Annotated in this window: 20 protein-coding genes and 1 tRNA gene; 5 read left to right on the top strand and 16 right to left on the bottom strand. The window is 68.7% G+C overall.

Going from position 1 to position 23,072, the window contains the following annotated elements:
• Nucleotides 1-251 precede the first annotated feature (251 nt).
• Genes ABU113_RS12115 through ABU113_RS12105 form a run of 3 tightly spaced genes read right to left on the bottom strand, consistent with a single transcriptional unit; the run spans nucleotide 252 to nucleotide 3,297 of the window.
• Nucleotides 252-1,181 carry an Hsp33 family molecular chaperone HslO gene (locus tag ABU113_RS12115; protein ID WP_454559753.1) on the bottom strand — a complete coding sequence of 310 codons (930 nt, stop codon included), beginning with the start codon at nucleotides 1,179-1,181 and terminating at the stop codon, nucleotides 252-254.
• A complete protein-coding gene (gene argF / locus ABU113_RS12110) occupies nucleotides 1,178-2,110 on the bottom strand; it encodes an ornithine carbamoyltransferase (protein WP_454559757.1) in 933 nt (310 codons plus the stop codon). Before argF ends, ABU113_RS12115 begins: the two co-directional genes overlap by 4 nt.
• A gap of 2 nt (nucleotides 2,111-2,112) precedes the next feature.
• Entirely contained in the window at nucleotides 2,113-3,297 is a 1,185-nt protein-coding gene (locus tag ABU113_RS12105) for an acetylornithine transaminase (protein WP_454559752.1), read from the bottom strand.
• On the opposite strand from ABU113_RS12105, the gene ABU113_RS12100 reads away from it, so the two are divergent.
• From ABU113_RS12100 to ABU113_RS12090, 3 genes are all read left to right on the top strand, one after another.
• Nucleotides 3,296-3,694 carry a hypothetical protein gene (locus tag ABU113_RS12100; protein WP_454559751.1) on the top strand — a complete coding sequence of 133 codons (399 nt, stop codon included), beginning with the start codon at nucleotides 3,296-3,298 and terminating at the stop codon, nucleotides 3,692-3,694. The genes ABU113_RS12105 and ABU113_RS12100 overlap by 2 nt on opposite strands.
• A 15-nt stretch (nucleotides 3,695-3,709) precedes the next feature.
• Nucleotides 3,710-5,062: a DEAD/DEAH box helicase gene (locus ABU113_RS12095; RefSeq protein WP_454559750.1), complete on the top strand. Its 1,353-nt coding sequence runs from the start codon at nucleotides 3,710-3,712 to the stop codon at nucleotides 5,060-5,062.
• A 387-nt stretch (nucleotides 5,063-5,449) separates the two neighbouring features.
• A complete protein-coding gene (locus ABU113_RS12090; RefSeq protein WP_454559749.1) occupies nucleotides 5,450-8,842 on the top strand; it encodes a hybrid sensor histidine kinase/response regulator in 3,393 nt (1,130 codons plus the stop codon).
• Between the two features lie 103 nt (nucleotides 8,843-8,945).
• On the opposite strand, the gene ABU113_RS12085 is transcribed toward ABU113_RS12090, so the two are convergent.
• From ABU113_RS12085 to rplU, 12 genes are all read right to left on the bottom strand, one after another.
• A complete protein-coding gene (locus tag ABU113_RS12085) occupies nucleotides 8,946-10,040 on the bottom strand; it encodes a divergent polysaccharide deacetylase family protein (RefSeq protein ID WP_454559748.1) in 1,095 nt (364 codons plus the stop codon).
• 22 nt (nucleotides 10,041-10,062) lie between these two features.
• Entirely contained in the window at nucleotides 10,063-11,382 is a 1,320-nt protein-coding gene (locus ABU113_RS12080; protein ID WP_454559747.1) for a S41 family peptidase, read from the bottom strand.
• A gap of 14 nt (nucleotides 11,383-11,396) precedes the next feature.
• The gene (locus tag ABU113_RS12075; RefSeq protein WP_454559746.1) at nucleotides 11,397-12,698 is read right to left on the bottom strand and encodes a murein hydrolase activator EnvC family protein; all 1,302 of its coding nucleotides are present in this window, start codon (nucleotides 12,696-12,698) and stop codon (nucleotides 11,397-11,399) included.
• A gap of 10 nt (nucleotides 12,699-12,708) precedes the next feature.
• Complete coding sequence (locus ABU113_RS12070) at nucleotides 12,709-13,137, bottom strand: 23S rRNA (pseudouridine(1915)-N(3))-methyltransferase RlmH (protein WP_454559745.1); 429 nt, start codon at nucleotides 13,135-13,137, stop codon at nucleotides 12,709-12,711.
• A complete protein-coding gene (gene rsfS / locus ABU113_RS12065; RefSeq protein ID WP_454559744.1) occupies nucleotides 13,137-13,544 on the bottom strand; it encodes a ribosome silencing factor in 408 nt (135 codons plus the stop codon). Before rsfS ends, ABU113_RS12070 begins: the two co-directional genes overlap by 1 nt.
• Nucleotides 13,545-13,554: 10 nt before the next feature.
• Entirely contained in the window at nucleotides 13,555-14,208 is a 654-nt protein-coding gene (locus ABU113_RS12060; RefSeq protein ID WP_454559743.1) for a nicotinate-nucleotide adenylyltransferase, read from the bottom strand.
• Nucleotides 14,209-14,217: 9 nt separating this feature from the next.
• A complete protein-coding gene (locus ABU113_RS12055; protein WP_454559742.1) occupies nucleotides 14,218-15,501 on the bottom strand; it encodes a glutamate-5-semialdehyde dehydrogenase in 1,284 nt (427 codons plus the stop codon).
• The gene (gene proB / locus ABU113_RS12050; protein ID WP_454559741.1) at nucleotides 15,498-16,658 is read right to left on the bottom strand and encodes a glutamate 5-kinase; all 1,161 of its coding nucleotides are present in this window, start codon (nucleotides 16,656-16,658) and stop codon (nucleotides 15,498-15,500) included. Before proB ends, ABU113_RS12055 begins: the two co-directional genes overlap by 4 nt.
• Complete coding sequence (gene obgE / locus ABU113_RS12045) at nucleotides 16,643-17,671, bottom strand: GTPase ObgE (RefSeq protein WP_454559740.1); 1,029 nt, start codon at nucleotides 17,669-17,671, stop codon at nucleotides 16,643-16,645. The genes proB and obgE overlap by 16 nt, the downstream gene beginning before the upstream one ends.
• Complete coding sequence (locus ABU113_RS12040) at nucleotides 17,668-18,222, bottom strand: GNAT family N-acetyltransferase (protein ID WP_454559739.1); 555 nt, start codon at nucleotides 18,220-18,222, stop codon at nucleotides 17,668-17,670. Before ABU113_RS12040 ends, obgE begins: the two co-directional genes overlap by 4 nt.
• 168 nt (nucleotides 18,223-18,390) lie before the next feature.
• Nucleotides 18,391-18,660, bottom strand: coding sequence for a 50S ribosomal protein L27 (gene rpmA, locus ABU113_RS12035; RefSeq protein WP_454559738.1), 270 nt, complete (start codon nucleotides 18,658-18,660; stop codon nucleotides 18,391-18,393).
• A gap of 17 nt (nucleotides 18,661-18,677) precedes the next feature.
• The gene (rplU, locus tag ABU113_RS12030; RefSeq protein ID WP_454559737.1) at nucleotides 18,678-18,977 is read right to left on the bottom strand and encodes a 50S ribosomal protein L21; all 300 of its coding nucleotides are present in this window, start codon (nucleotides 18,975-18,977) and stop codon (nucleotides 18,678-18,680) included.
• Nucleotides 18,978-19,221: 244 nt separating this feature from the next.
• Between rplU and ABU113_RS12025 the strand changes: the two genes are divergently transcribed.
• Together ABU113_RS12025 and ABU113_RS12020 are read left to right on the top strand one after the other, a co-directional pair.
• Nucleotides 19,222-20,706: an amidase gene (locus ABU113_RS12025; protein ID WP_454559736.1), complete on the top strand. Its 1,485-nt coding sequence runs from the start codon at nucleotides 19,222-19,224 to the stop codon at nucleotides 20,704-20,706.
• A 144-nt stretch (nucleotides 20,707-20,850) separates the two neighbouring features.
• Nucleotides 20,851-20,940, top strand: a tRNA-Ser gene (locus ABU113_RS12020).
• Nucleotides 20,941-21,328: 388 nt separating this feature from the next.
• Here ABU113_RS12020 and ABU113_RS12015 read toward each other — a convergent pair.
• Nucleotides 21,329-23,044, bottom strand: coding sequence for a SulP family inorganic anion transporter (locus ABU113_RS12015; protein ID WP_454559735.1), 1,716 nt, complete (start codon nucleotides 23,042-23,044; stop codon nucleotides 21,329-21,331).
• Nucleotides 23,045-23,072 lie beyond the last annotated feature (28 nt).

Here is a 23,072-nt window from a genome sequence, read left to right as displayed (position 1 = left end):
TGCAAACTCCACCATAACGATGAACCCGGTGGCCACCAGCGACGCCGCATTCCGGGGTGGGGCATGCCCCACCCCGGAATACACCATCGCCTACACCGGAAATTACACCACGAGCGCGGACGCTAACCAACCGCGGCCCCCACCAGCGTTGAACAGCCTCATTCTGCATATCGACCCCACGCGTGCATCAACGGGGTGTTAGCATCACGAGTTTAAGCGCGCCTTAACGACGCCGGCGGCGCGGCCCGCCCTCAGTCCTTCTCGGCCGGGCGCTCGAACACGAAATCCTTCGAGCAGAACGCGCAGTTGACGCGGATCGCGCCGTCGGGCTCGCGCATGTCCATCAGCTCGTTGAAGCTGAACTGGCGCAGCACCGACTGGATGCGCTCGCGCGTGCAGCGGCAGCCCTTGGTGATGACGATCGGCGTGTAGATGCGCGGCTGGTCCTGATGGAACAACCGCCACAGCACGGTCTCCAGCGTCAGGCTGGGATCGGTGAGTTCCTCGTCGCGCAGCGTGTCGGCCAGCACCGTGGCGTGCTGCCAGTTGGGATGCGGCGCATCGGCGGCGAACAGGCGCTGCGCGCCTTCCTCGCCGCGCGGCAGATGCTGGATCAGCAGGCCGCCGGCATACCAGCGGTTGGCCAGCCCGTCGTGGCGCACCGCGAGCCTGACACGCGATGGCAGCTGCTCGGAGGTCTCGAAATAGCTGCCGGCGGCTTCCGCCAGGCTGGCGCCTTCCAGCGCGACAATGCCCTGGTAGCGGTCATTGCTCGCCGTCTGGTCGACGGTCAGCGCCAGATAGCCCTCGCCGAACAGCTCGGGCAGCGACGCGCCCGGCTCGATGCCGGCGATTTTCTCCGGGTCGAACTCGGCATAGCCACGCACCTCGCCCGGCGCCTTGTAGTCGGTGACCAGCAGGCTCACCGGCCCGTTCGATTTGGCCTGCAAGGTGAGCTGGCCGCCCTCCTCGCGCAGCACCGAACCCAGCAGCGCGGTGAGCGTCAGCGCCTCGGCCAGCAGCCGGGCGACCGCCGCCGGATAGGCATGCGCCGCCAGCACCGCGTCCAGCGTCGGCCCCAGGCGGGCGATGCGGCCGCGCACGTCGAGCCCGTCGACCTGAAACGGCAACACCACGTCGGCGACGTTGGTGCTATCCAGCAGGATCGCCTCGCTGCTCACGCTTCCAGCACTCCCAGGCACCACAGCAGCACCGCCTTCTGGGCGTGCAGGCGGTTTTCCGCCTCGTCCCACACCAGCGACTGCGGACCGTCCATGACGGCATCCATCACTTCCTCGCCGCGATGCGCCGGCAGGCAGTGCAGGAACACCGCCTCGCGCCGGGCCAGCGCCATCAGCGCCGGTGTCACCTGATAGGGCGCCATGGCGGCAAGCTTGGCCTCGCCGCCGGCCTGGCCCATCGACACCCAGGTGTCGGTGAGCACGACATCGGCACCGTCCACCGCCGCGCGGGCATCGCGGACGATCTCGACCGTGGCGCCCAGCGCGCGGGCCTGGGCGACCACCGCCGGCTCCGGCTCATAGTCGGCCGGCACGCCCAGCCGCACGGTGAAGCCCAGCAGGCTGCCAGCTTCGATGATCGAGTGGGCCATGTTGTTGCCATCACCCAGCCATGCCCAGGTGGTGCCGCGCACATTGCCCAGCCGCTCCTCCACCGCCATCACGTCGGCCAGTGCCTGACAGGGATGGTTGTGGTCGGTAAGCCCGTTGATCACCGGCACGTGGGCGTACTCGGCGAGCTGCTCGATCTTGTCGTGACCATTGGTGCGGATCATGATCGCATCGACCATGCGGGAGAGCACGCGGGCGGTGTCGGCGATGGTCTCGCCCCGGCCGAGTTGCAGTTCCGACGACGACAGGTTGAGCGCCGAACCGCCGAGCTGGCGCATCGCCATGTCGAACGACACCCGGGTGCGGGTCGAGGGCTTCTCGAAGATCATCGCCAGCGTATGGCCGTCGAGCGGCCGGTCGTGGTCCGGCCGGCCCCTGGGCATGCCGCGCCGGGCCTGCTTGCGCCGGTGCGCCTCGTCGAGCATCGCCCGGATGGCGGGCGCGCCGGGGGCGGTCCAGTCGAGGAAGTGCCGCACCATCATCACGACCCCCGCGGGAAGGAGCGGGCGGCGGCGGACAGCCGTTCCACCGCCTCGTCGATGTGCGCCTGCCCGATGTTGAGCGGCGGCATCAGGCGGATGACGTCGCTGCCGGCGGCCGCCGCCAGGATGCCCTCGCCACGGGCGTGGCCGACGAAATCGCGGTTGGGCACCTTGAGCTGCAGGCCGCGCATCAGGCCAATGCCCCGCACCGGGGCGGCGGCGAACACGTCGTCATGGTTGGGGATCATCTGACCCAGCGCCTGGGCCAGCCGCTCGCCGGTGGCGGTCACCTGGTCGAGGAAGCCCGGTTCCAGCATCAGGTCCAGCACCGCGTCGGCCACCGCCATGCCCAGCGGGTTACCGCCGTAGGTGGAGCCATGGGTGCCGGCCGACATGGTGACGCCCACCGCCTCGGTGGTCAGGCAGGCGCCGAGCGGAAAGCCGCCGCCGATGCCCTTGGCCACCGTCATGATGTCCGGCTTGATGTCGTAATGCTCGTAGGCGAACAGCTTGCCGGTGCGGCCCATGCCGCACTGGATCTCGTCAAGGATCAGCAGCAGGCCATGCTTGTCGCACAGTACCTTCAGGCCGTTCATGAACGCGGGCGTCGCCATGGCGATGCCGCCCTCGCCCTGGATCGGCTCGACGATGATGCCGCCGGTATGCTCATCGATCAGCGCCTCGGTGGCGGCCAGATCGTTGAACGGCGCGAACTTGAAGCCCGGCAGCAGCGGCTCGAAGCCCTCGCGCAGCTTCTTCTGACTGCTGGCGGAAATGGCGCCCATCGAACGGCCGTGAAAGGCGTTGTCGAAGGCGATGAAGCCGTACTTCTCCGGCTGGCCGTTGACATAGTGGTAACGCCGGCAGGCCTTGAGCGCGCATTCCACCGCCTCGGTGCCCGAATTGGTGAAGAACATGGTGTCGGCGAACGTCGCCGCCTTCAGCCGCTCGGCGACCTTCTCCTGTCCGGGAATGCGGTAAAGATTGGAGGTGTGCCACAGCGTCTCGGCCTGGCGCTTGAGCGCCTCCACGAGGTGCGGATGGCCATGGCCGAAGGCATTGACGGCGATGCCGGCGATGAAATCGAGGTACTTTCGCCCCTTGGAGTCGAACAGATAGGCGCCGTCACCGCGGACCATCTCGATGTCCGGCCGTGCATAGGTTGGCATCACGCTCGAAATCATGACAGGCCTCCAAACGACGGGCGACTCTCCGGGCCGCCCAAGGGCAAAACGACAAAAGGCGGCCGCGCGCGACCGCCATCCCGGAACCGGCTATTTGCGGGCGGTGGCACGCCAAGTCAATGTCGGAATGCCGCCGTCGCCCGGCAACGCCGCGAATTTCTTTGACTTGCCATGGCGTTTCCGTCATAGAAACGGCGCTGCAGTGCAGCAACCGACGTGCTCCGGTCGCGTGACCGCGCGGGCCCCTTGTGACCCCGCTGCCAATCAAGAGCGCGTTGACGTGTTTCCACCGGCCATCCTGATCACGCGGAAGGTCATCACCCTTCCGTCTGGCGCCGCCATGAGCTGCGCCGGGCCGTGCGGTGTTGCGACGCGCAGCACCGGATTCTTCATCTGAAAGCAAAAGACCACTATGTCTGAATTCTCCTCTCTTGGCCTGCACCCGACGCTGCTCGACGCGCTGGCCCGCCATGGCTATGCCACCCCGACGCCGATCCAGGCCCAGTCGATCCCGCACCTGCTGGACGGCCGCGATCTGCTGGGTCTGGCCCAGACCGGCACCGGCAAGACGGCGGCCTTCGCGCTGCCGCTGCTGCACCGGCTGCTCAAGGAGCCCAGGCGCGTCAGCTACAAGGCGGCGCGTGTGCTGGTGCTCAGCCCGACGCGCGAGCTGGCCAGCCAGATCATGGTTCAGTTCCGCCAGTTCGCCCACGGCACCTCGCTGAAGATCGCCTGCGTGTTCGGCGGCGTGCCGATGGGTGCCCAGCGCCAGGCGCTCGCCGCCGGCCTCGACGTGCTGGTGGCCACCCCCGGCCGCCTGCTCGACCACATGGGCCAGGGCACCGTCCGCCTCGACGAGGTGGAGGCGCTGGTGCTCGACGAGGCCGACCAGATGCTCGACATGGGCTTCATCCAGCCGCTCAAGCGCATCGCCGGCGCCTTGCCGAAGCGCCGCCAGACGCTGCTGTTCTCCGCCACCCTGCCACAGAGCATCCGTCAGCTGGCCGACGGCTTCCTGCACGAGCCGGTGGAAGTGGCGGTGACTCCGGTCGCCTCCACGGCCGAGAAGGTCGCCCAGCAGGTGATCTTCGCCGAGCCCGACCTCAAGAAGCGCCTGCTGGTGCACACGCTGGCGGCCAAGGACGTCGACCGGGCGCTGGTGTTCGCCCGCACCAAGCATGGCGCCGACAAGCTGGTGCGCATCCTGGGCCAGGCCGGGCTCGCCGCCGTCGCCCTGCACGGCAACAAGAGCCAGGCCCAGCGCACCCGCGCGCTGGCCGAGTTCAAGGACGGCAAGACGCCGATCCTGGTCGCCACCGACATCGCCGCACGCGGCATCCACGTCGATGCCGTCTCCCATGTGGTGAATTACGAGCTGCCCAATGTGCCGGAATCCTATGTGCACCGCATCGGCCGCACGGCGCGCGCCGGCGCGTCGGGCATCGCCATCTCCTTCTGCGCCGGCGACGAGCGGCCCTATCTCAAGGCGATCGAGAAACTGATCGGCCAGTCGATCCCGGTGGTTGCCAGCCCGCTGGGCGCCAGTGCCCCGGCGGCCGCCGCCAGCGCGCCCGCCAAGGCCGCGCCCGCCAAGCCTGCCCCCGCGCGTTCGGCAACCAAACCGCACAATGCCCATCGCGGCACCGGTCACGGCGCGGGGCATGCCGCAGCGCGTGCCGCCACCGGCGAGGCGGAGGGCGACAACCGCGCCCAGGCACCCCGCCGCCGCCGGCGGCGGCGTCCTGCCGCGGCGCGGGCCGCCTGAGCGCCCGAGGTTCTCCGACCATCGCCGGGGAACCGGCACACGACCATCGCCGGGGAACCGGCACACGACCATCGCCGGGGAACCGGCACACGACCATCGCCGGGGAACCGGCACACGACCATCGCCGGGGAACCGGCACACGACCATCGCCGGGGAACCGGCACGCGACGAACGTCGCATTGAGCCAGGGGCACCGCAGACCTAACATGCGGTCTTCCACTCCTCCTTTGCCGCGACAAGCGGCGAGACTCCGGGCGGTCAGCAATGGCCGCCCTTGTTTTTTTGCCCATCGGTTCCGGACTGTCGTCGCGCCGCGCGGGGTGCGATTGCCAGCGCCGGCGAATCAGGACAGGGTGCGGGAATCACAAGGCCGACGTCGTGGGAAACATGCTGTCCTCGACCATCGTCATCGCGGCAACGCTCGGTTATGCCGGTTTACTGTTCCTGGTGGCGTGGCTGGGGGACCACCGCAAGGCCTGGCTCGCCACTCCGGTCGCCCGCGCCGCCATCTATGGCCTGTCGCTGGCGGTCTACTGCACCAGCTGGACCTTCTTCGGCGCGGTTGGCACCGCTGCCCGCGATGGCTGGGATTATCTGCCCATCTACCTCGGGCCGATCCTGGTATTCGTGGCGGCGTTCCCGGTGGTCGCCCGCCTGGTCGACACGGCGCGCCGCAATCGTGTCACGTCGGTCGCCGACTTCATCTCCGCCCGCTACGGCAAGTCGGAATCGCTGGCCGCGCTGGCAACGCTGGTGGTGGTGGCCGGCGCACTGCCCTACATCGCTCTCCAACTGAAATCCGCCGTCGCCAGTTTCCAGTTCCTCACCGGCGGCGACCCTGGCGAGCCCGCCGCCATCGGCCTCGTTCTGGCACTGGCGCTGGCGCTGTTCACCATGTTGTTCGGCACCCGCCACCGCGACGTCACCCAGCACAACCGCGGCCTGATGATGGCGGTGGCGCTGGAGTCCGTCGTCAAGATCGGGGCACTGGTGGTACTGGCCCTGTTCGCCTGGCACCTGCTGCCGGGTGATGGCGCACCGCTGCCGTCCACCCTGGAGGCAACGCCGGCGGCCTTCCCCTTCGTGACCCTGTCGCTGCTGTCGATGGGCGCGATCATCGCCCTGGACCGGCAGTTCCACACCCTGGTGGTGGAATGTCCCGATGCCGGTGATCTGCGGCCGGCACGCTGGACCTTCAGCCTTTACATGGTGATCATCGCCCTGGTGGTGCCGCCGATCGCCACCGCCGGGCTGGCCCACGCCAGCCTGACGGCCGTCAATCCGGATCTGTTCGTGCTGGCGCTGCCGATGGCTGCGGGCAACGACACGCTGGCCCTGCTGGCGTTCCTCGGTGGCTTTTCCGCCGGCACCAGCATGGTGGTGGTGACGACGCTGGCGGTCGCGACCATGGCCGCCAACCATCTGGTGATGCCCAACGTGCTGCCGCTGCTGGCCCGCCAGTCGTGGGACGCCGGCCGCTTCGTGCTGTGGCTGCGACGGCTGGTGATCCTTGTCCTGATGCTGGCCGGTCATGCCTATTTCCAAGCCTTCGGCCAGGGCCAGACGCTGGCGGCCACCGGCACCCTGTCGTTCGCGCTGGCGGCGCAACTGATGCCGGCGCTGATCGGCGGCCTGTACTGGCGGCGGGCGCACAAGAGCGGTGCCTTCGCCGGCCTGGGCACTGGCGCACTGATGTGGCTGGTGCTGCTGTTCCTGCCGATCACTGTCGAGGGCAGCTACAGCGTCGGCCTCGGCGCGCTGGGTGAGGTCGACCGCCTGACCTTCGGCGTGCTGGCGAGCCTTGGCGTCAACCTGCTGATGTTCGTCGTCGTCTCGTTGCGCGCGGAAGAGACCTTCCTCGACCAGCAGCAGGCCGCCCGTTTCGTCGGCACGAGCCCGCCAGGCGCACCGCCGCCGGCCGAACGGCGCTGGCGCACCGGCGAGCTGACCGCGCTGGTGGGACGGTTTGCCGGCGAGAAGGCGGCCGAGTTACTGACCGCCCGACTGGCGCTGGTGCGTCCGCGCGATCCGGCAAGCCCGGAATTGCAGGCCGAGGCCGAAGCCCTGCTAACCCGCATCGTTGGCGCCGCGAGCGCGCGCATCCTGCTGGAACACGGCCCGGGCGCCAAGCTGTACGCCGAGGAAGTGGCGTCCCTGATCGAGGCCGGCGCGCAACAGGTGCAGTTCAGCCAGACACTGCTGCAGGCAACGCTGGAGCACGTCCAGCAGGCGATTTTCGTCACCGACGCCGAGCTGCGCATCGTCGCCTGGAACAGCCACTATCTCAGCTGGTTCGCCTTTCCGGCCGGCCTGATCGATGTCGGCGTGCCGCTGGAGCGTGCCTTGCGCTGGCAGGCCGAGACCGGCGCCATCGGCGACATGTTCGCCGACGCCCAGATCTGTCTGGCGATGGAAAAAATGCGGCAGCGCGAGCCTTATACGCTGGAGCGTACGCTGAGCACCGGGCGCATCGTCCAGGCCCAGGGCGACCCGATGCCGGATGGCCTCTACGTCACCACCTTCACCGACATCACCGGGCAGAAGCGCACCGAGCAGGCACTGCGCGACAGCGAGAGCCGGCTGACACAGGCCAACATCGACCTCGAATCCCGGGTCCGCCTGCGCACCGCGGAGCTGGAGAAGGCGCGCGCCCAGGCGGAAGCCGCCACCCAGTCCAAGACCCGCTTCCTGGCGGCGGCAAGCCACGACATCATGCAGCCGCTCAATGCCGCGCGCCTGTTCGCCGGCGCGCTTCGCGAAGACCTGACGGCACCGCACGAAGTCGCGCTGACCGACAAGATAGAGCGTTCCATCAACGCCGCCGACCAGATCCTGCGCACCCTGCTCGACATCTCGCGCCTCGACGCCGGCGGCCTGACACCCAGCCCGCGGGATTTTCCGCTCGATGAACTGTTCGGTGAACTGGCGGAGGAATTCGAGGTGATGGCGACCGCCAAGGGGCTCCAGCTGCGGCTGGTGCGCACCAGCCTGATCGTCCACGCCGACCGGCGGCTGCTGCGCAGCGTGCTGCAGAACTTCCTGTCCAACGCCATCAAGTACACCGCGCGCGGCAAGGTGTTGCTGGGCGCGCGCCGCCGCGCCGGCATGGTCCGCATCGATGTCGTCGATACCGGTCTCGGCGTCCCGCCGGAGAAACTGCAGGAGATCTTCCAGGAGTTTCGGCGGCTGCCCGACCGCGACCATCAGAACCAGCCCGGCCTCGGACTGGGGCTTGCGATCGTGGAACGCATCTCGGCAATGCTCGACGCGCCAGTGGATGTGCGCTCGACTGTCGGCGCCGGCAGCCGGTTCTCCGTCTCCGTGCCGGCCGCCGGGCGCAGGGTATCGGCACGACGCCGGAACGACGCGCACGAACCGGCCGCGCCCGCGGCGATGCGCGTGCTGTGTATCGATGACGACACCCTGGTGCTGGACTCGCTGCGCGCCATCCTGACCGCATGGGGCGCAACGGCCGTCGCGCGACCGTGGCAGGGTGACCTGCCCGATATCGGGATCGGCGCCGATGGCGACAACGTGGATGCCGTGCTGATCGACTACCATCTCGACGCCCATACCACCGGGCCGATGGTGGTGGAACGCCTCAAGGCGCAAGGCCTGTGCTGCGACCGGGTGATCGTGATCAGTGGCGCCCTTGATGACAGCCTGAAGGCGGAACTCGTGTCACAGGGCTACATGGCCCTGCCCAAGCCGGTGCGCCCGGACGCGCTGCGCCGGTGCCTGGACATGGATCGCCGCGGGACAGACCGGACCGCCGGCTGAGTGAACGGCCCGACAGCGCGAGCCTGCCGGCAAGAGGCCTACGGGCGAGGCTATCGGGGGCAGGCTGTCAGCGGGAAACCGGCATCGGAGGGCGGCCTGCGCATCAAGGCGCCGGGTTGGCCATCGCGCTCAGCGGCACCAGCGTGATTCCCTTCTCGGGCAGGCCCGCCAGCCATTCGTTGAGCGGATCGAGCGTCTCCGGCAGTGGCCTGGTGAGGCCGATGGCATGGCCGCGCGAACGGGCGATGCCTGCAAGATCGCCCAACGCGCGCTCCACATGGGCAAGATCGGTCTTGTCGTCGATGAAGCGGTCGTTGAGCGCAAAGGCGAGCCCGAGCTCACGGGCCAGCGCCGGACCGCGCGTGCTGCCGATCGAGCGGGCATCGACAAAGCGCAACCGCCGTTCGGCCATGCGTGTCAGCACCGGCCGCAACGCCGACGGGTCGGAGGTGAAGGCGGAGCCCATCATGGAGTAAACGCCGTCGGGCCTGGCGACCCTGGCCAGGGCCCAGTCGAGCCGGCGCAGGTTCTCCGCCGCCGGCATCGAGCGCAACAGGGTGTTGGGACCGGGATCGATGGCGGGATAGCGCTTGGGCTCCATCGGCACGCCAATCCACACCTCGTGTCCGGCGGCGCGTGCCGCCGCCGCCTGCCCGGCGAGACCGGAGGCATGGGGCGAAAAACCGATGGCGACCGCCGCCGGCAATGTCTCGATGGCGCGGCGGGTGGTCGCGCTGTTCAGTCCGGCCTCGGTGATCAGAATGGCGACGCGCGGCCCCGCCGGTCGCGTGCCCGCCGCTACCGCGCCCACCGGCGCCGGGGGCGGAGTCACCGCCGGTGCGGCATCGCTGCCCGGCGCCTTGGGCGGCGACGGTTTCGCGGTGGCGGCCGCTCCGGCATCAAGCGCGGCGGGCACCGCCTGAGGCACCGGAGTAACGGCATCGACGCCGGCCACTGTCATCGCCACCGGGTCGGCCGGGCCGGCGGCCGGGCGCAACAGGCCGGCGAACAGGGTGGTCAGGCCAATGAACAGGCCCAGCGCCGCGACACCAAGCACCACCCACTGCCATAGCGGTCGCGGCGCGCCGCCCTCGCCGTCAGCGTCATCCGCATCGTCGGGATGCTCGTCCGGGAAGGCCGGCGCATCCTCGCGGCTGTCGCTGTCGAGTCGGGGGGTATCGTCGTCCTCGACGGCCATGCCTGCGTTCCGTTTCCGCCTGTCAGTTCAGGGCCACCTTGGCGCCGCCCCGGCCAAGCCGTTGCAGCAACTTGATCGCATAGTCGAGCTGATAGTCGGTAATGCCCTGCTTTTTCAAGCTTTCGGCGGTCGCCGAAAAACGCGGATCGGGCTTGCTGTCGCTTTCCTCGCTGCGCTCGCCGATCTTGGCGCCGTTGAGCAGGTGGTTGCGCAGATCCGCCTCCCGCATCTGCGGCCGCTTGCCATCGACATCACTGAGCTGCGGCACCTCGATGTCCGGCTCGATGCCCTGTTCCTGCACCGAACGGCCCGCCGGCGTGTAGTAACGCGCCGTGGTCAGCCGCAAGGCCGTGTCCTGGGTGAGCGGAATCAGTGTCTGCACCGACCCTTTGCCGAAGGTGCGCTCGCCGATCACCAGCGCCCGACGCTGGTCCTGCAGCGCGCCGGCGACGATCTCGGACGCCGAGGCGCTGGCGCCATCCACCAGCACCACCACCGGCTTGCCCGCCGCCAGATCGCCGGCGCGGGCATGATAGCGCTGGATGTCCTCCTTACGACGGCCGCGCTGCGATACAACCTCGCCGCGTTCCAGAAAAGCGTCCGCCACTTCGATCGCCTGATCGAGCAGGCCGCCGGGATTACGGCGCAGATCGACGATGTAGCCGGTGACATTGGCCGGCCCGATCTGCTTTTGCAGCGTGGTGAGCGCCGTGCGCACGCCGGGCCCCGTGGGTTTGCTGAACTGGGCGACCCGGATGTAGCCGATGGTGCCCCTGGCCTCGAACTTCACCGGCCTCAGCGCGATGGTCTCGCGGGTCAGCCGCAGGTCGAACGGCTTGTCCTGACCCTCGCGCACGATGGTGAGCGTGATGCTGCTCTTGGCCGGGCCCTTCATCTTGGCCACCGCCTCGGTGAGGCTGAGCCCGAACACCGGCTCCTTGTTGATGTGAGTGATGTAGTCGCCGGACTTCACGCCGGCGCGGGAGGCGGGCGTATCGTCGATGGGCGACACCACCTTGACCACGCCATCCTCCATCGTCACCTCGATGCCCAACCCGCCATATTCACCCTCGGTCTGGGTGCGCATGGTCTCGAAGTCGCGGGCGTTGAGGAAACTGGAGTGCGGATCGAGCGCCGCCAGCATGCCGTTGATGGCGCCTTCAAGCAGCTTGCGGTCGTCGACCTTGTCGACATATTCGGCGCGCACCCGCTCGAACACATCCATCAGCTGATCGAGCTGGCGGTAGGTCTCGGCGTCACCGGCGGCACGGGCCGGCATCGCCAGCAGCGATCCGCCCAGCAGCAGGCCGGCCAGCAGGAAACGGGAGGGAGACAGGGACATGAACAACTCGACCTTCATCCTTCAGTTCGCTTGGCGACAGCGGCCAGCCAGGGCAAGGGATTGACCGGCGTGCCGCGCTGCCGGACCTCAAGATACAACTCCGGACCTTGCTGATCCGTTGCACCCATCTGCCCGATCGGCTCGCCGGGCCGCACCACGGCGCCAACCTGTTCGTCGAGACGGCTCATGCCCGCCAGAAGGGAATGATACCCGCCTCCGTGCGCGATGATCAAGAGCAGGCCGTAACCCCGGAAGGGCCCGGCGAACACCACCCGTCCGCCGGCGGGCGCCACCACCTGGGCCTCGGTTCGGGTCCGAATCAAGAGCCCCTTCGACGAACCGCCCGTGTCCAACGCCGCACCGAAACGTTGCACCACATTGCCCTCGACCGGCAGACGGTAGTTGCCCCGCGGATCCGGCATCGCGGCGGGCTCGGGGGGGCGCATCGCCACCACGGCCGGCGGCGCGCGCCCCGTACCCGACGGCCGGGCAGGCGCGGCCTGTGGCGCCGCCGGTGACGACAATCCCGACGGACGGGGCGTTGGCGGCGTCAGCCGGGCCAGACGCTCACGCCGGCGTACCTCGACGTCAAGCCGGCTCAGCAGATCCTGGATGTCGCGCGCCTGGCGGGCCATGCGGCCGAGCTTTTCGCTCTCGCTCGCCACCTGGGCCAGCAGGCCGCCACGCCGGGCCTCGCGCTCCGCACGCAACGCCTCCAGCTTCCGGCGGTCCGTCGCCAGGTCGTCCAGCTCCGCCTGGTGCTTGCGTTGCTCCCGTGCCAGGGCTTCCTGCGCCTGATTGAGCGAGTCGATTTCCGCCCTCAGGCCAGTCAGGCGGCCATTGAGCGCCGGCAGCACCGTCGCCAGCAGACTGGCCGAGCGTGCGGTCTCCAGCGCCGAGGCCGGCCGGAACAGCAACAACGATGGTGGCCTGCGGCTCATCGTCTGCAGGGCGGCAAGCAACCGGGCGATCTCCTGCTGGCGGGACAGGAAAAGCCTGACCTGGGAATCACGACGGCTCTTGAGACTGACGAGCTGTCCCTCCAGCTGCGACAGGCGTCGCTCGCGCAGCTGGATGGTCTGTGCCACCGCCACCATGTCGCGGGTGACGACATCGATCTCGCCCGCCAGCGTCTCGGCCTCGAGGGCGAGCGCGGATTTGCGTTTCTCCGCGGCCTTGATGTCCGACTGCACCTGCCTGAGCGTCTGGCGCGGATCGTCCGCGGCATGCGCCACGCCCCGCAGCGGACCAGCCAGCACCGCGCCAGCCAGCGCGACCCGCGCGATCGTCAGCAATGGTAGGCGCATCAAAGCCATCGGGCGGGTTTCAGTCCCCTCGGTGATAGGGGTGATTAGCGAGAATCGAGGTCGCCCGATAGAGTTGTTCGGCCAGCATGGCGCGCACCATCATGTGTGGCCAGGTGGCCGGCCCGAACGACAGCAGCAAGTCGGCGCCGTCACGGGTGGCGGCGTCATGGCCGTCGGCGCCGCCAATGAGAAAGCGCACCTCGCGCACGCCATCATCGCGCCAGCGCCCGAGCTGGGCGGCCAGCGCATCGCTGGCCAGCGCGCGTCCGCGCTCATCGAGCACCACGGTGCGCGCCGGCATGAGCGGCGCCGGCAGCCGCGCGGCGGCCCGCCCTTCCGAGAGTTCCGTGATCTTGAGGGAAGTGCCGAGCCGCGCCGCATAACGCGTCACCAGCTCGGCCTCGGGCGAGCGGCCGATGCGACCCACCGCCACGACATGCAGCAGCATCAGGCCGTCTGCGGCAGGGTCTTGGGTCCACCGGCCGGCACTTCAACCGACCACATCTTCTCAAGATTGTAGAAGCTGCGCACCTCGGGGCGGAACAGGTGAACGACGACATCGCCGGCGTCGATCAGCACCCAGTCGGCCTGCGGCAGCCCTTCGATCCGCGCGTTGATGCCGAACTCGGCCTTGACCTTTTCCGCCAGATGCTGCGCCATCGCGCCGACCTGACGCGACGAGCGGCCGCTGGCGACCACCATGACATCGGCAATGGAACTTTTGCCCGCAAGCGGTATGGAAACGACTTCGACGGCTTTGTCATCGTCGAGCGACCTGAGCACCAGATCGTGGAGACCCGAGCTACTCGTGGTCTCGCTTTGGGCGCCGCTGGCAGCGGCGGAAACAGCAGGCAATCCGTTCTCCTCACTTCGCCGGGCGACCATGGCGAGCCGCCCAAGCCGGGTCAGCCTTGCGCACCATGGTCGACGACAGGTCGATACCAGGCTGATCGAGGCAGACCACAGCGGGTAGCCGCCATGAACACCACCGAAACGCCTGCCGGGCAGGCCTTATACGGGGCCGTAACGGCCCCAGCACCTTAGCAGCCCGGCACGCGCCAGCATAACCCGGACGGAGCAAAACGGCAATCGGCACCAGCCGGGCGATGGTCCGCCAACCCTTCCAGCGGTGGAATTGTTGCAGATTGTCCCCACCCATCAGCCAGATGAAGCGCGTCGTCGGGTGCAGCCGGGTGAGGCTGGCCAGCGTATCCACGGTATAACGGGTGCCCAGCCGGGCCTCGACACCGGTGGGCATGATGGCCGGATGACGCGCCACCTGGCGGGCCGAACCCAGCCTGGCCGCCAGCGGCGCCATGTCGGTGCGGTCGGCCTTGAGCGGATTGCCCGGGCTCACCAGCCACCACACCGCGTCCAGCCGCAGCCGCTTCATCGCCTCGACGCTGATGTGGCGGTGGCCGGCGTGCGCCGGGTTGAACGAGCCGCCCAGCAGGCCGACCCGCGCGCCCCGCCAGCGGGCGGCGTTGCGCAGCAGGATGGAGCCGTCGGGGCAAGCCATCGCCGGCGGTCAGGACGGCCGGGTCTGGCCGCTGCCGCGCACCACATATTTGTAGGTGGTGAGCTGCTCGACACCAACCGGGCCGCGGGCATGGATGCGCCCGGTGGAAATGCCGATCTCGGCACCGAAGCCGAACTCGCCGCCATCGGCGAACTGGGTCGAGGCGTTGTGCAGCACGATCGCCGAATCGACCTCGCGCAGGAAGCGGGCGGCGGTGTCGGCGTCCTCGGCGATGATGGCATCGGTGTGGTGCGAGCCATAGGCGTTGATATGGGCGATGGCGCCGGCGACGCCGTCCACCAGCTTCACGGCGATGATGGCGTCGAGATACTCGGTGGTCCAGTCGGCCTCCGTCGCCGCCTCGATGCGCGGATCGAGCGATCGCACGTCGGCCTCGGCGCGCACGGTGCAGCCGGCCTCCAGCAGGGCGCCGATCACCGGCCCGGCCAGCCGCCCGGCGGCGGCGCGGTCGATCAGCAGCGTCTCGGTGGCGCCACAGATGCCGGTGCGGCGCATCTTGGCGTTCAACGTCACCGCGATGGCCATTTCAATCGTCGCCGATTGATCCAGATAGGTGTGGCAGATGCCTTCCAGGTGGGCGAACACTGGCACCCGCGCCTCTTCCTGTACCCGGGCCACCAGCGACTTGCCGCCGCGCGGCACGATGATGTCGATCAGCCCGGTCGCCGTCAGCATGGCCCCCACCGCCGCGCGGTCGGGCGTGCCCACCAGCTGGATCGCCGCCTCCGGCAGCCCGGCGGCCTGCAATCCCGCCACCAGGCAGGCATGGATGGCGCGCGAGGAATGCAGCGATTCGGAGCCGCCGCGCAGGATGACGGCGTTGCCGGCCTTCAGCGTCAGCGCGCCGGCGTCCGCCGTCACGTTGGGCCGGCTTTCGTAAATGACGCCAATGACACCCAGCGGCACGCTCACCCGCTCGATGCGCAGGCCGTTGGGGCGGGTCCACGCCTCGCTGACCCGTCCCACCGGGTCCGGCAGTGCCGCCACCGCTTCCAGCCCGGCGGCGATGGCCTCGATGCGCTTCGGGTTCAACTCCAGCCGGTCGAGCATCGCCGGGGTCAGCCCCTTGGCGCGGCCGGCCTCCATGTCGCGGGTGTTGGCGGCGAGAATGTCGGCCTCGCGGGCGCGAATGGCGGCCGCGGCGGCATTGATCGCCCGGTTCTTGACCTCGGTGCTGGCCAGCCCCAGCGCGTGGACCGCCGCCTGGGCGGCCCGCGCCATGTCACGCACCAGGGTCACGGGATCGGCGGCGGGAGTCGTCATGTCGTTCATAGCATCACCAGGTCGTCACGGTGGATCATCGCGGCGCGGGGCGCATAACCCAGCACCGCCTCGATTTCATGGCTCTTGCGGCCACACAGCCGGACCGCCTCGTCGGACGGATACCCCGCCAGACCGCGCGCCACCACCCGGCCGTCGGGGCCGGCGATGTCGACCACGTCGCCACGCTGGAAACCGCCGCTGACCGCGCGAACGCCGGCCGGCAACAGGCTGCGCCCCTGGCGCAGCGCCGTCACCGCGCCGTCGTCGATGACCAGCGTGCCAGCCACCGTCAGCCGCCCGGCCAGCCAGCGCTTGCGCGCCACCGGCGCGGCTTCCGGCGCCGGGAACACGGTGCCGATGCCCTGGCTCTCGAAACGGGCCAGCGGGTGGTCGACCTTGCCGGAGATGATCGCCATGTGGCAGCCGCCCGAGGCGGCGATGCGCGCCGCCTGCAGCTTGGAGACCATGCCGCCGGAGCCCATGCCTGTCGTCCCCCCGGCCATCGCCTCGATCTCGGGCGTCAGCACTGGCACCAGCGGGATCAGCGTCGCGTCGGGGTCGCGCTTGGGGTCGCCGGTATAGAGCCCGTCGATGTCGGACAGCAGAATGACGCCATCGGCCTCGACGGCCTGGCCGACCCGCGCCGCCAGCCGGTCGTTGTCGCCGAAGCGGATCTCGGCGGTGGCGACGGTATCATTCTCGTTGATCACCGGCACCGCGCCGGCCTCGACCAGCCGGTCGGCGGTGGCGCGCACGTTGAGATAACGCCGGCGGTCCTCCAGATCGTCGAGCGTCAGCAGCATCTGAGCCGCCTGGACGCCATGGCCGGCGAACAGCTCGGCATAGACCTGCGCCAGTTCGATCTGACCGACGGCCGCCGCCGCCTGGGCGTCCTCAAGGCTCGCCCGGCCGCCCTTGGCCAGCTTCAGGCGGCGGGCGCCCAGCGCCACCGCGCCCGAGGACACCACCAGGATCTGCTGGCCCTGCGCCCGCCGGGCGGCGAGCGCCGCGACCAGATCGGCCAGCCAGGCGCGGCGGACCTGCCCCTCGGCGGTCACCAGCAGCGACGAGCCGATCTTGACCACCAGCCGGCGGCAGACGGCGGGCGCGAACAGCCCGGCGCCCACCAGCGCGTCAACGGGAATCTGGCTCAAAGCGGCGACCATTCGGTCTCCTCCGCCCGCTCGACCACCGAGCGGCCGACACTCTCGATCAGCTTGTCGAGGATGGGCTCCAGCCCCTCGCCGCTGGCGGCCGAGACCAGATGGACCGGCTTGCCGATGGCGCGCGACAGCGCCGACTGGCGCCGCTTGAGCGCCGCCGGGTCCAGCGTGTCGATCTTGTTCAGCGCGACGATCTCCGGCTTGTCCTCCAGCCCGGCGCCGTACATCTCCAGCTCCTCGCGCACCGTGCGATAGGCCTTGGTCGGGCTGTCGGCCGTGCCGTCGACCAGATGCAGCAGCACCCGGCAGCGCTCGATGTGACCGAGGAAGCGGTCGCCGATGCCGACCCCCTCCGCCGCGCCCTTGATCAGGCCGGGAATGTCGGCGAGCACGAACTCGCGGCTCTTGTGGCGCACCACGCCGAGCTGCGGCTTCAAGGTGGTGAAGGGATAGTCCCCCACCTTGGCCCGCGCGTTGGACACCGCGTTGAGGAAGGTGGACTTGCCGGCGTTGGGCAGGCCGACCAGGCCGGCGTCGGCGATCAGCTTGAGGCGCAGCCACACCCACATTTCCTCGCCCGGATAGCCGGGGATGAACTTGCGCGGCGCCCGGTTGGTGGAGGTCTTGAAATGGGCGTTGCCCTTGCCGCCATCGCCACCGCGCAACAGCACCACCCGCTGGCCGGGCTCGGTGAGGTCGGCCAGCACATGCTCGCGGTCGTCGTCCAGCACCTGGGTGCCGGCCGGCACCTTCAGCACCATGTCGGCGCCATGCGCGCCGGTGCGGTTGCGGCCCATGCCGTGGTGGCCGCGCTCGGCGCGGAAATGCTGGGTGTAGCGATAGTCGATCAGGGTGTTGAGGCCATCGACGCACTCGATGATGATGTCGCCGCCCTTGCCGCCGTCACCCCCATCGGGTCCGCCATACTCGACGAACTTCTCGCGGCGGAAGGAGACGCAGCCGTCCCCGCCCTGTCCTGAGCGCAGAAAGATCTTGCACTGGTCGAGAAACTTCATGCGGCCTTCATCTCCATCTGTCCCGCTCTATGGGCGCGCCACTGGGGCCTCGTCAATGCGACCGTGCGGCTGTCCACCAGCCCGCCCCGCGCCAGACTGTGTCGCGGCGCCATGCCAACCGGCCGGAAGCCGAGCTTGGCCAGCACGCGGCCGGACGCCGGATTGTCGTGAAAATGGTCTGCGACCACGCGTGGCAGGCGCAAGCCCTCGAACGCCAGATCCAGCACCGCCCGGCCGGCCTCGGTGGCATAGCCACAGCCCCACGCCGCGCGCGCCAGCCAGTACCCCAGCTCATAGCCGCCATCGCCCCGGTGCAGGCCGATGACGCCGACCAGCGGCACCTCCGGCAGGTCATGGGTCAGCATGGCGAACACCGGCTCCGGCGCGCCCTGCAAGCCGTCGATGAACACCGCGGCGTCATGCAGCGTGTAGGGATGGGGCACCCGCGCGAGCATCCACGCCACCGCCCGGTCGCCGGCGCCGCGCGCCACCGCCGGCGCATCCTCCGGCCACAGCGGCCGCAACAGCAGTCTGTCAGTGCGAATGAACATGTCTCTTCCCCTCCCAAGGGTCGCGGCGAATCGGCCTGGCCGGTCCGGCGCGGTAGCGCGTGGCGAGAGGGAGAAACGCAAAGAGGGAGATGGCGACCCATCTCCCTCTCATCGGAAATCACGGCCGGGTCGCCACTGGTGCGGCGACCCTGTCATGGAGTGCCGCTGTTATTCCGCCGCGGCCGGCATCGGGTCGACGCTGATGTACGAGCGCCCGAGCTTGCCGTCATGAAAGCTTACCTTGCCCTCGATGAGAGCGAAGATGGTGTGGTCCTTGCCGATGCCGACATTGCGGCCCGGGTGCCACTTGGTGCCGCGCTGGCGGACGATGATGTTGCCGGCGATCACAGTCTCGCCGCCAAACTTCTTCACGCCAAGACGGCGACCAGCCGAGTCGCGCCCGTTCCGGGATGAACCGCCTGCCTTTTTATGTGCCATGGTCTACTCCCTCGACGTTACGCGTTGATGCCAGTGACCTTGAGCACCGTCAGCTGCTGACGGTGACCCAGCTTGCGGCGATAGTTGTGGCGGCGCTTCTTCTTGAAGATCACCACCTTGTCGCCCTTGATCTGGTCGACGATCTCGGCCGACACCGTGGCGCCAGCGCCCGTCTTCACGTCGGCGCCCTCGCCAACCAGCAGGACTTCCGACAGCGTGACCGAATCGCCCTTGGCGCCGTCGAGCTTCTCGACGGAGATGGTGTCGTCAGCGGCGACGCGGTACTGCTTACCGCCGGTGCGCACAACAGCGTACATGGCTCCAAACCTTCTTCTTTAACAACCGGCAACAGGGAACCTGTCGGTCCCCGCGAGGCCGATCTCGTGAAGTGGCGGACATATACCGACTGACCGTGCCAAGTCAACGGGACTCACGCCCGCCGGCGCGGGAAAATTACGCCTGTCCGGCCGGCCTGACGCCACCAGCAGATTGCGCCGCCAGGCGGCTGCCTTTTAAGCTGTGTCCCGGGGCGGCCCGCCGGCGCGTCTGATCGGGGGATCGATGAGCGACACCTTAGCCTTTGCCACGGCGACCGAGCTGCTGGACCGTCTGGCCGCGGGCACGATCACCAGCGTTGCCCTGGTCAACGCCATGGCCGAGCGCTACGCGGCGGTGAACCCGGTGGTCAACGCCATCGTCGCCTTCGACGCCGAGGTCGCGCTGGCCCGGGCCGCCGAGGCCGACGCCGCCCGGGCGCGCGGCGATTCGCTGGGGCCGCTGCATGGCCTGCCGATGACGGTGAAGGACTGCTTCGACGTCACCGGCTTCGCCACCACCGCCGGCTCGCCGACGCTCAAGCGCCACCGCCCCAAGCGGGACGCCATCGCGGTCGAGCGCCTGAAGGCGGCCGGCGCGCTGATCATCGGCAAGACCAACGTGCCGACCTTCGCGCTCGATCTGCAGACCTACAACCCGCTGTTCGGCACCACCAACAACCCGTGGGATCTGGCGCGCACCTGCGGCGGCTCCTCCGGCGGCGCGGCGACGGCGCTGGCCGCCGGCCTGACGCCGCTGGAGCTGGGCAGCGACATCGGCGGTTCGGTGCGCAACCCGGCCCATTATTGCGGCGTGTTCGCCCACAAGCCGACCTGGGGACTGATCCCCAGCCGTGGCCATGTGCCGCCACAGCCGGGCGTGATGATGGAAGCCGATCTGCAGGTGGTCGGCCCGCTGGCCCGCTCGGCCGCCGATCTGGCGCTGATGCTGGATGTGCTGGCCGGACCGGCGCCGGACGCCTGGGGGCCGCCGGTGACCCTGCCGCCCGCGCCGGCCAGCGAGTTGCGCCGGTTCAAGGTGGCGGTGTGGATCGACGACCCCTATTGCCCGCTGGAACAGGCGGTGGCTGGCCAGTTGCAGACGCTGCTGGTGGGGCTCGACAAGGCCGGCGTGCCGTTCGAGCTGCGCTTCATCGATGGCAGCAGCCTGGAGGCGGTCCACGACCTTTATGTGCCGTTTCTCACCGCCGAGGTCGCCGGCCTGACGCCGGACATGCAGTTCCTGGCCATGCAGGCGATGAGTCCCTGGACCAACGCCATGGCCTGGCTGGGCTGGACCGACACCACCAGCCGCAGCGCCTATGTCAATGCCGCCACCATGAGCTACCGGGCGCACCAGGAGATGGAGGAACGCCGCGCCCGGCTGATGGCGCAGGCGCTGCGCCTGTTCGACGACGTCGACGTGCTGCTGACCCCCACCATGCCGTGGACGGCGCATCCGCATGCGCATGCCGGCGACATGCTGTCGCGTCAGCTCGGCGTCGACGGCCACAGCCGCCGCTATGTCGAGGGGCTGGTGTGGATCGCACTGGCCACCCTGCTGCGGCTGCCGGCCACCGTGGCGCCGCTCGGTCCCACCGCCAACGGCCTGCCGGGCAGCGTGCAGATCATCGGCCGGCCGTTCGCCGACCACACCACCATCGCCTTCGCCCGGGCGCTGGAGGCCGCCGGCCTGGCCGGCTTCACCCCGCCGCCCTGCTGTGCCGCCTGAGGCCGCGGATCGCATCCCCGTCGACCCCGACCCGCTTGTGACCGCGGTGTAAAACAGAGGCTTCACAACTGCCGCGTCGTCGCCTATGAACGCGGCTCGCTGTCAACCGGCAGGGGGCTCCGGCCCCATTTCTGGCGATCTCGCGGAGAGGTGGCTGAGTGGTTGAAAGCACCGCACTCGAAATGCGGCATACGGGCAACTGTATCGGGGGTTCGAATCCCCCCCTCTCCGCCATTATCTTGTAGCGAACCAGAGATGAGGCTCCCGCTGGGGGCCTTTTTCTTTTTGTTTCAAAGGCGTTTAGCCGATGCGACTGAACCTCGGAGACTGGCACGGCACCGATTTTGGGTCTCTGAACAGCTTTCGTCTCAAACCGAGCGAACCACGTCTGGACTGGTTCGGCTTCGCGAAAGCCAGCGTTTTCAGCCGGTTTCTCAGGTCCGACAACAATGGATTGAGCGGGCGTTCTTCCGGTTGGCGAGGCCGCTGGGGAAACACGCGGTAGGCGTTTCATAGCGGGACGACGGGGGGGGTGCCCGCAATCGCCCGAATTCTGTCCGGTGCTTTGGCTTCTGGCAGCCGGGTTCGATGTTTCCCTTGAACACACAGTCATCAGCTGTGTTCACGGACTGATCGGCCACGTTACCTTGCGGAGCTTTTCCAGCGCATCCTCAATCGTGGTCGCATAGTGTACCAGTGGGCGCTTCAGCCCGTGGGTCACGAAGACGCGCTGGATGTCGCGTTTGGCGCCGGTGAGCCAGAGCGTTACACCCTGTTTGTGCGCCTTGTGGGCCAAGCCCTCGATCATGTTGGCGCCGGTCGAGTCGAGGAACGGCACGGCCGAGAAGTCCACGATCAGCGCCTTGTGGGTATCCTGGATGCGGTCGAGGACCGATCCGATCGAGGCCGTCGCGCCGAAAAAGAGCGCACCGGTGATCCGGTAGATGACCACGTCCGGGTTCGCGGCCTGCTCCTCGTGGTACGCTCCGCGCGGGTGGGCCGTGTCGGCTTCGTCGCGGCCGACGAAGGCGCCGTCCGTCGCAACCGAGGTTGTCCGGCTCATGCGATGAATGAAGAGGACCGATCCGAGCGCGAAGCCAACGACGATGGCCTCGGTCAGGTCGCGGAAGATGGTGAGGAAGAAGGTGGCGCCGAGGACTGTCGCCTCGCCCCAGCCTGAGCGGACGAGGATCGCGATAGCCGGTTTCTCGATCATGTTCCACGCCACGACGGCCAGCACCCCGGCGAGCGCCGCCAGCGGGATGTAGGAGGCGAGCGGCGCGGCTATAAGCATGAACAACAGGATGAACAGGGCGTGTAGCATGCCCGCCACTGGGCCATGCGCACCGGCCCGGACATTGGTCGCGGTCCGCGCGATGGTGCCGGTCACGCAGAAGCCACCAAACAGGGACGATCCGATATTGGCCGCGCCCTGCGCCACCAATTCGCAATTTGAACGGTGGCGGCGGCCAGTCATGCCATCGGCCACAACGGCAGAAAGCAACGACTCAATGGCGCCCAGCAGGGTGAAGGAGATGGCGGCCGGGAGGACCGCGAGGACAGCTTCCATTGAGAAGGACGGAAGCTGCGGCGCCGGGAGCGACGACGGGATCCCGCCGAACTTCGTGCCGATGGTCTGCACCGGCAATTCCAGCAACCCGGTTGCGGCCGCAGCAAGGCCTACAGCGATCAGCATCCCTGGCCAGTGCGGGCGCCAGCGCCGCAGTCCTAGGATAACCGCGACAGTGGCAACGGAAACGCCAAGGGCGGCTGGAGTCAGGCTCGCCCGCGCCTCCCAAAGCGCAGGGATTTTTTCCAGCAACTCGCCCGGTTCATTCGCCAGCGTCAAGCCGAACAGCTCCTTGATCTGGCTGGCGAAGATGATGACCGCGATCCCCGCCGTGAACCCCACAGTGACCGGAAAGGGAATAAACTTGATGAAGGTGCCAAGGCGCAGGAACCCTATGACCGCGAGCATCAGTCCCGACAAGAACGTGGCAAGAATCAGCCCTTCCATCCCATGCTGGGCCACTGTGGCAGCGACCAGTACGATGAAAGCCCCGGCCGGACCGCCGATCTGGAACCGCGATCCGCCAAGAAGCGAGACAAAGAAACCGCCGACGATGGCCGTGTAGAGCCCCTGCGCCGGCGTCGCGCCGGACGCGATAGCGATCGCCATAGAGAGTGGCAACGCCACGATGGCAACGGTCAACCCGGCGATGCCGTCCGTGCGCAACTGCGTCAGCCCGTAGCCTTCCCGCAGGACGGTAACGAGTTTCGGGGTGAAGAGCTCGGCGAAGCTCGGAGTATCGCTCTGTCTGGTGGTCTGGTCTTTCATCTGTGGCCGCACCTTTGGGAAGGAAGCG

It is taken from the genome of Parapedomonas caeni (assembly GCF_041060555.1).
In the GTDB taxonomy this organism is placed as follows: Bacteria; Pseudomonadota; Alphaproteobacteria; order Sphingomonadales; family Sphingomonadaceae; genus CAUJIW01.
This window is presented reverse-complemented; position numbering and strand designations above follow the sequence as displayed.

Excerpts from the sequence above, each read along its gene's own strand:
- argF (WP_454559757.1), bottom strand. The coding sequence starts at position 2,110 with ATGGTGCGGCACTTCCTCGACTGGACCGCCCCCGGCGCGCCCGCCATC.
- ABU113_RS12100 (WP_454559751.1), top strand. The coding sequence starts at position 3,296 with ATGACAGGCCTCCAAACGACGGGCGACTCTCCGGGCCGCCCAAGGGCA.
- ABU113_RS12105 (WP_454559752.1), bottom strand. The coding sequence starts at position 3,297 with ATGATTTCGAGCGTGATGCCAACCTATGCACGGCCGGACATCGAGATG.
- ABU113_RS12095 (WP_454559750.1), top strand. The coding sequence starts at position 3,710 with ATGTCTGAATTCTCCTCTCTTGGCCTGCACCCGACGCTGCTCGACGCG.
- ABU113_RS12090 (WP_454559749.1), top strand. The coding sequence starts at position 5,450 with ATGCTGTCCTCGACCATCGTCATCGCGGCAACGCTCGGTTATGCCGGT.
- ABU113_RS12085 (WP_454559748.1), bottom strand. The coding sequence starts at position 10,040 with ATGGCCGTCGAGGACGACGATACCCCCCGACTCGACAGCGACAGCCGC.
- ABU113_RS12080 (WP_454559747.1), bottom strand. The coding sequence starts at position 11,382 with ATGTCCCTGTCTCCCTCCCGTTTCCTGCTGGCCGGCCTGCTGCTGGGC.
- ABU113_RS12075 (WP_454559746.1), bottom strand. The coding sequence starts at position 12,698 with ATGGCTTTGATGCGCCTACCATTGCTGACGATCGCGCGGGTCGCGCTG.
- ABU113_RS12070 (WP_454559745.1), bottom strand. The coding sequence starts at position 13,137 with ATGCTGCTGCATGTCGTGGCGGTGGGTCGCATCGGCCGCTCGCCCGAG.
- ABU113_RS12060 (WP_454559743.1), bottom strand. The coding sequence starts at position 14,208 with ATGGCTTGCCCCGACGGCTCCATCCTGCTGCGCAACGCCGCCCGCTGG.
- ABU113_RS12055 (WP_454559742.1), bottom strand. The coding sequence starts at position 15,501 with ATGAACGACATGACGACTCCCGCCGCCGATCCCGTGACCCTGGTGCGT.
- proB (WP_454559741.1), bottom strand. The coding sequence starts at position 16,658 with ATGGTCGCCGCTTTGAGCCAGATTCCCGTTGACGCGCTGGTGGGCGCC.
- obgE (WP_454559740.1), bottom strand. The coding sequence starts at position 17,671 with ATGAAGTTTCTCGACCAGTGCAAGATCTTTCTGCGCTCAGGACAGGGC.
- ABU113_RS12040 (WP_454559739.1), bottom strand. The coding sequence starts at position 18,222 with ATGTTCATTCGCACTGACAGACTGCTGTTGCGGCCGCTGTGGCCGGAG.
- rpmA (WP_454559738.1), bottom strand. The coding sequence starts at position 18,660 with ATGGCACATAAAAAGGCAGGCGGTTCATCCCGGAACGGGCGCGACTCG.
- rplU (WP_454559737.1), bottom strand. The coding sequence starts at position 18,977 with ATGTACGCTGTTGTGCGCACCGGCGGTAAGCAGTACCGCGTCGCCGCT.
- ABU113_RS12025 (WP_454559736.1), top strand. The coding sequence starts at position 19,222 with ATGAGCGACACCTTAGCCTTTGCCACGGCGACCGAGCTGCTGGACCGT.
- ABU113_RS12015 (WP_454559735.1), bottom strand. The coding sequence starts at position 23,044 with ATGAAAGACCAGACCACCAGACAGAGCGATACTCCGAGCTTCGCCGAG.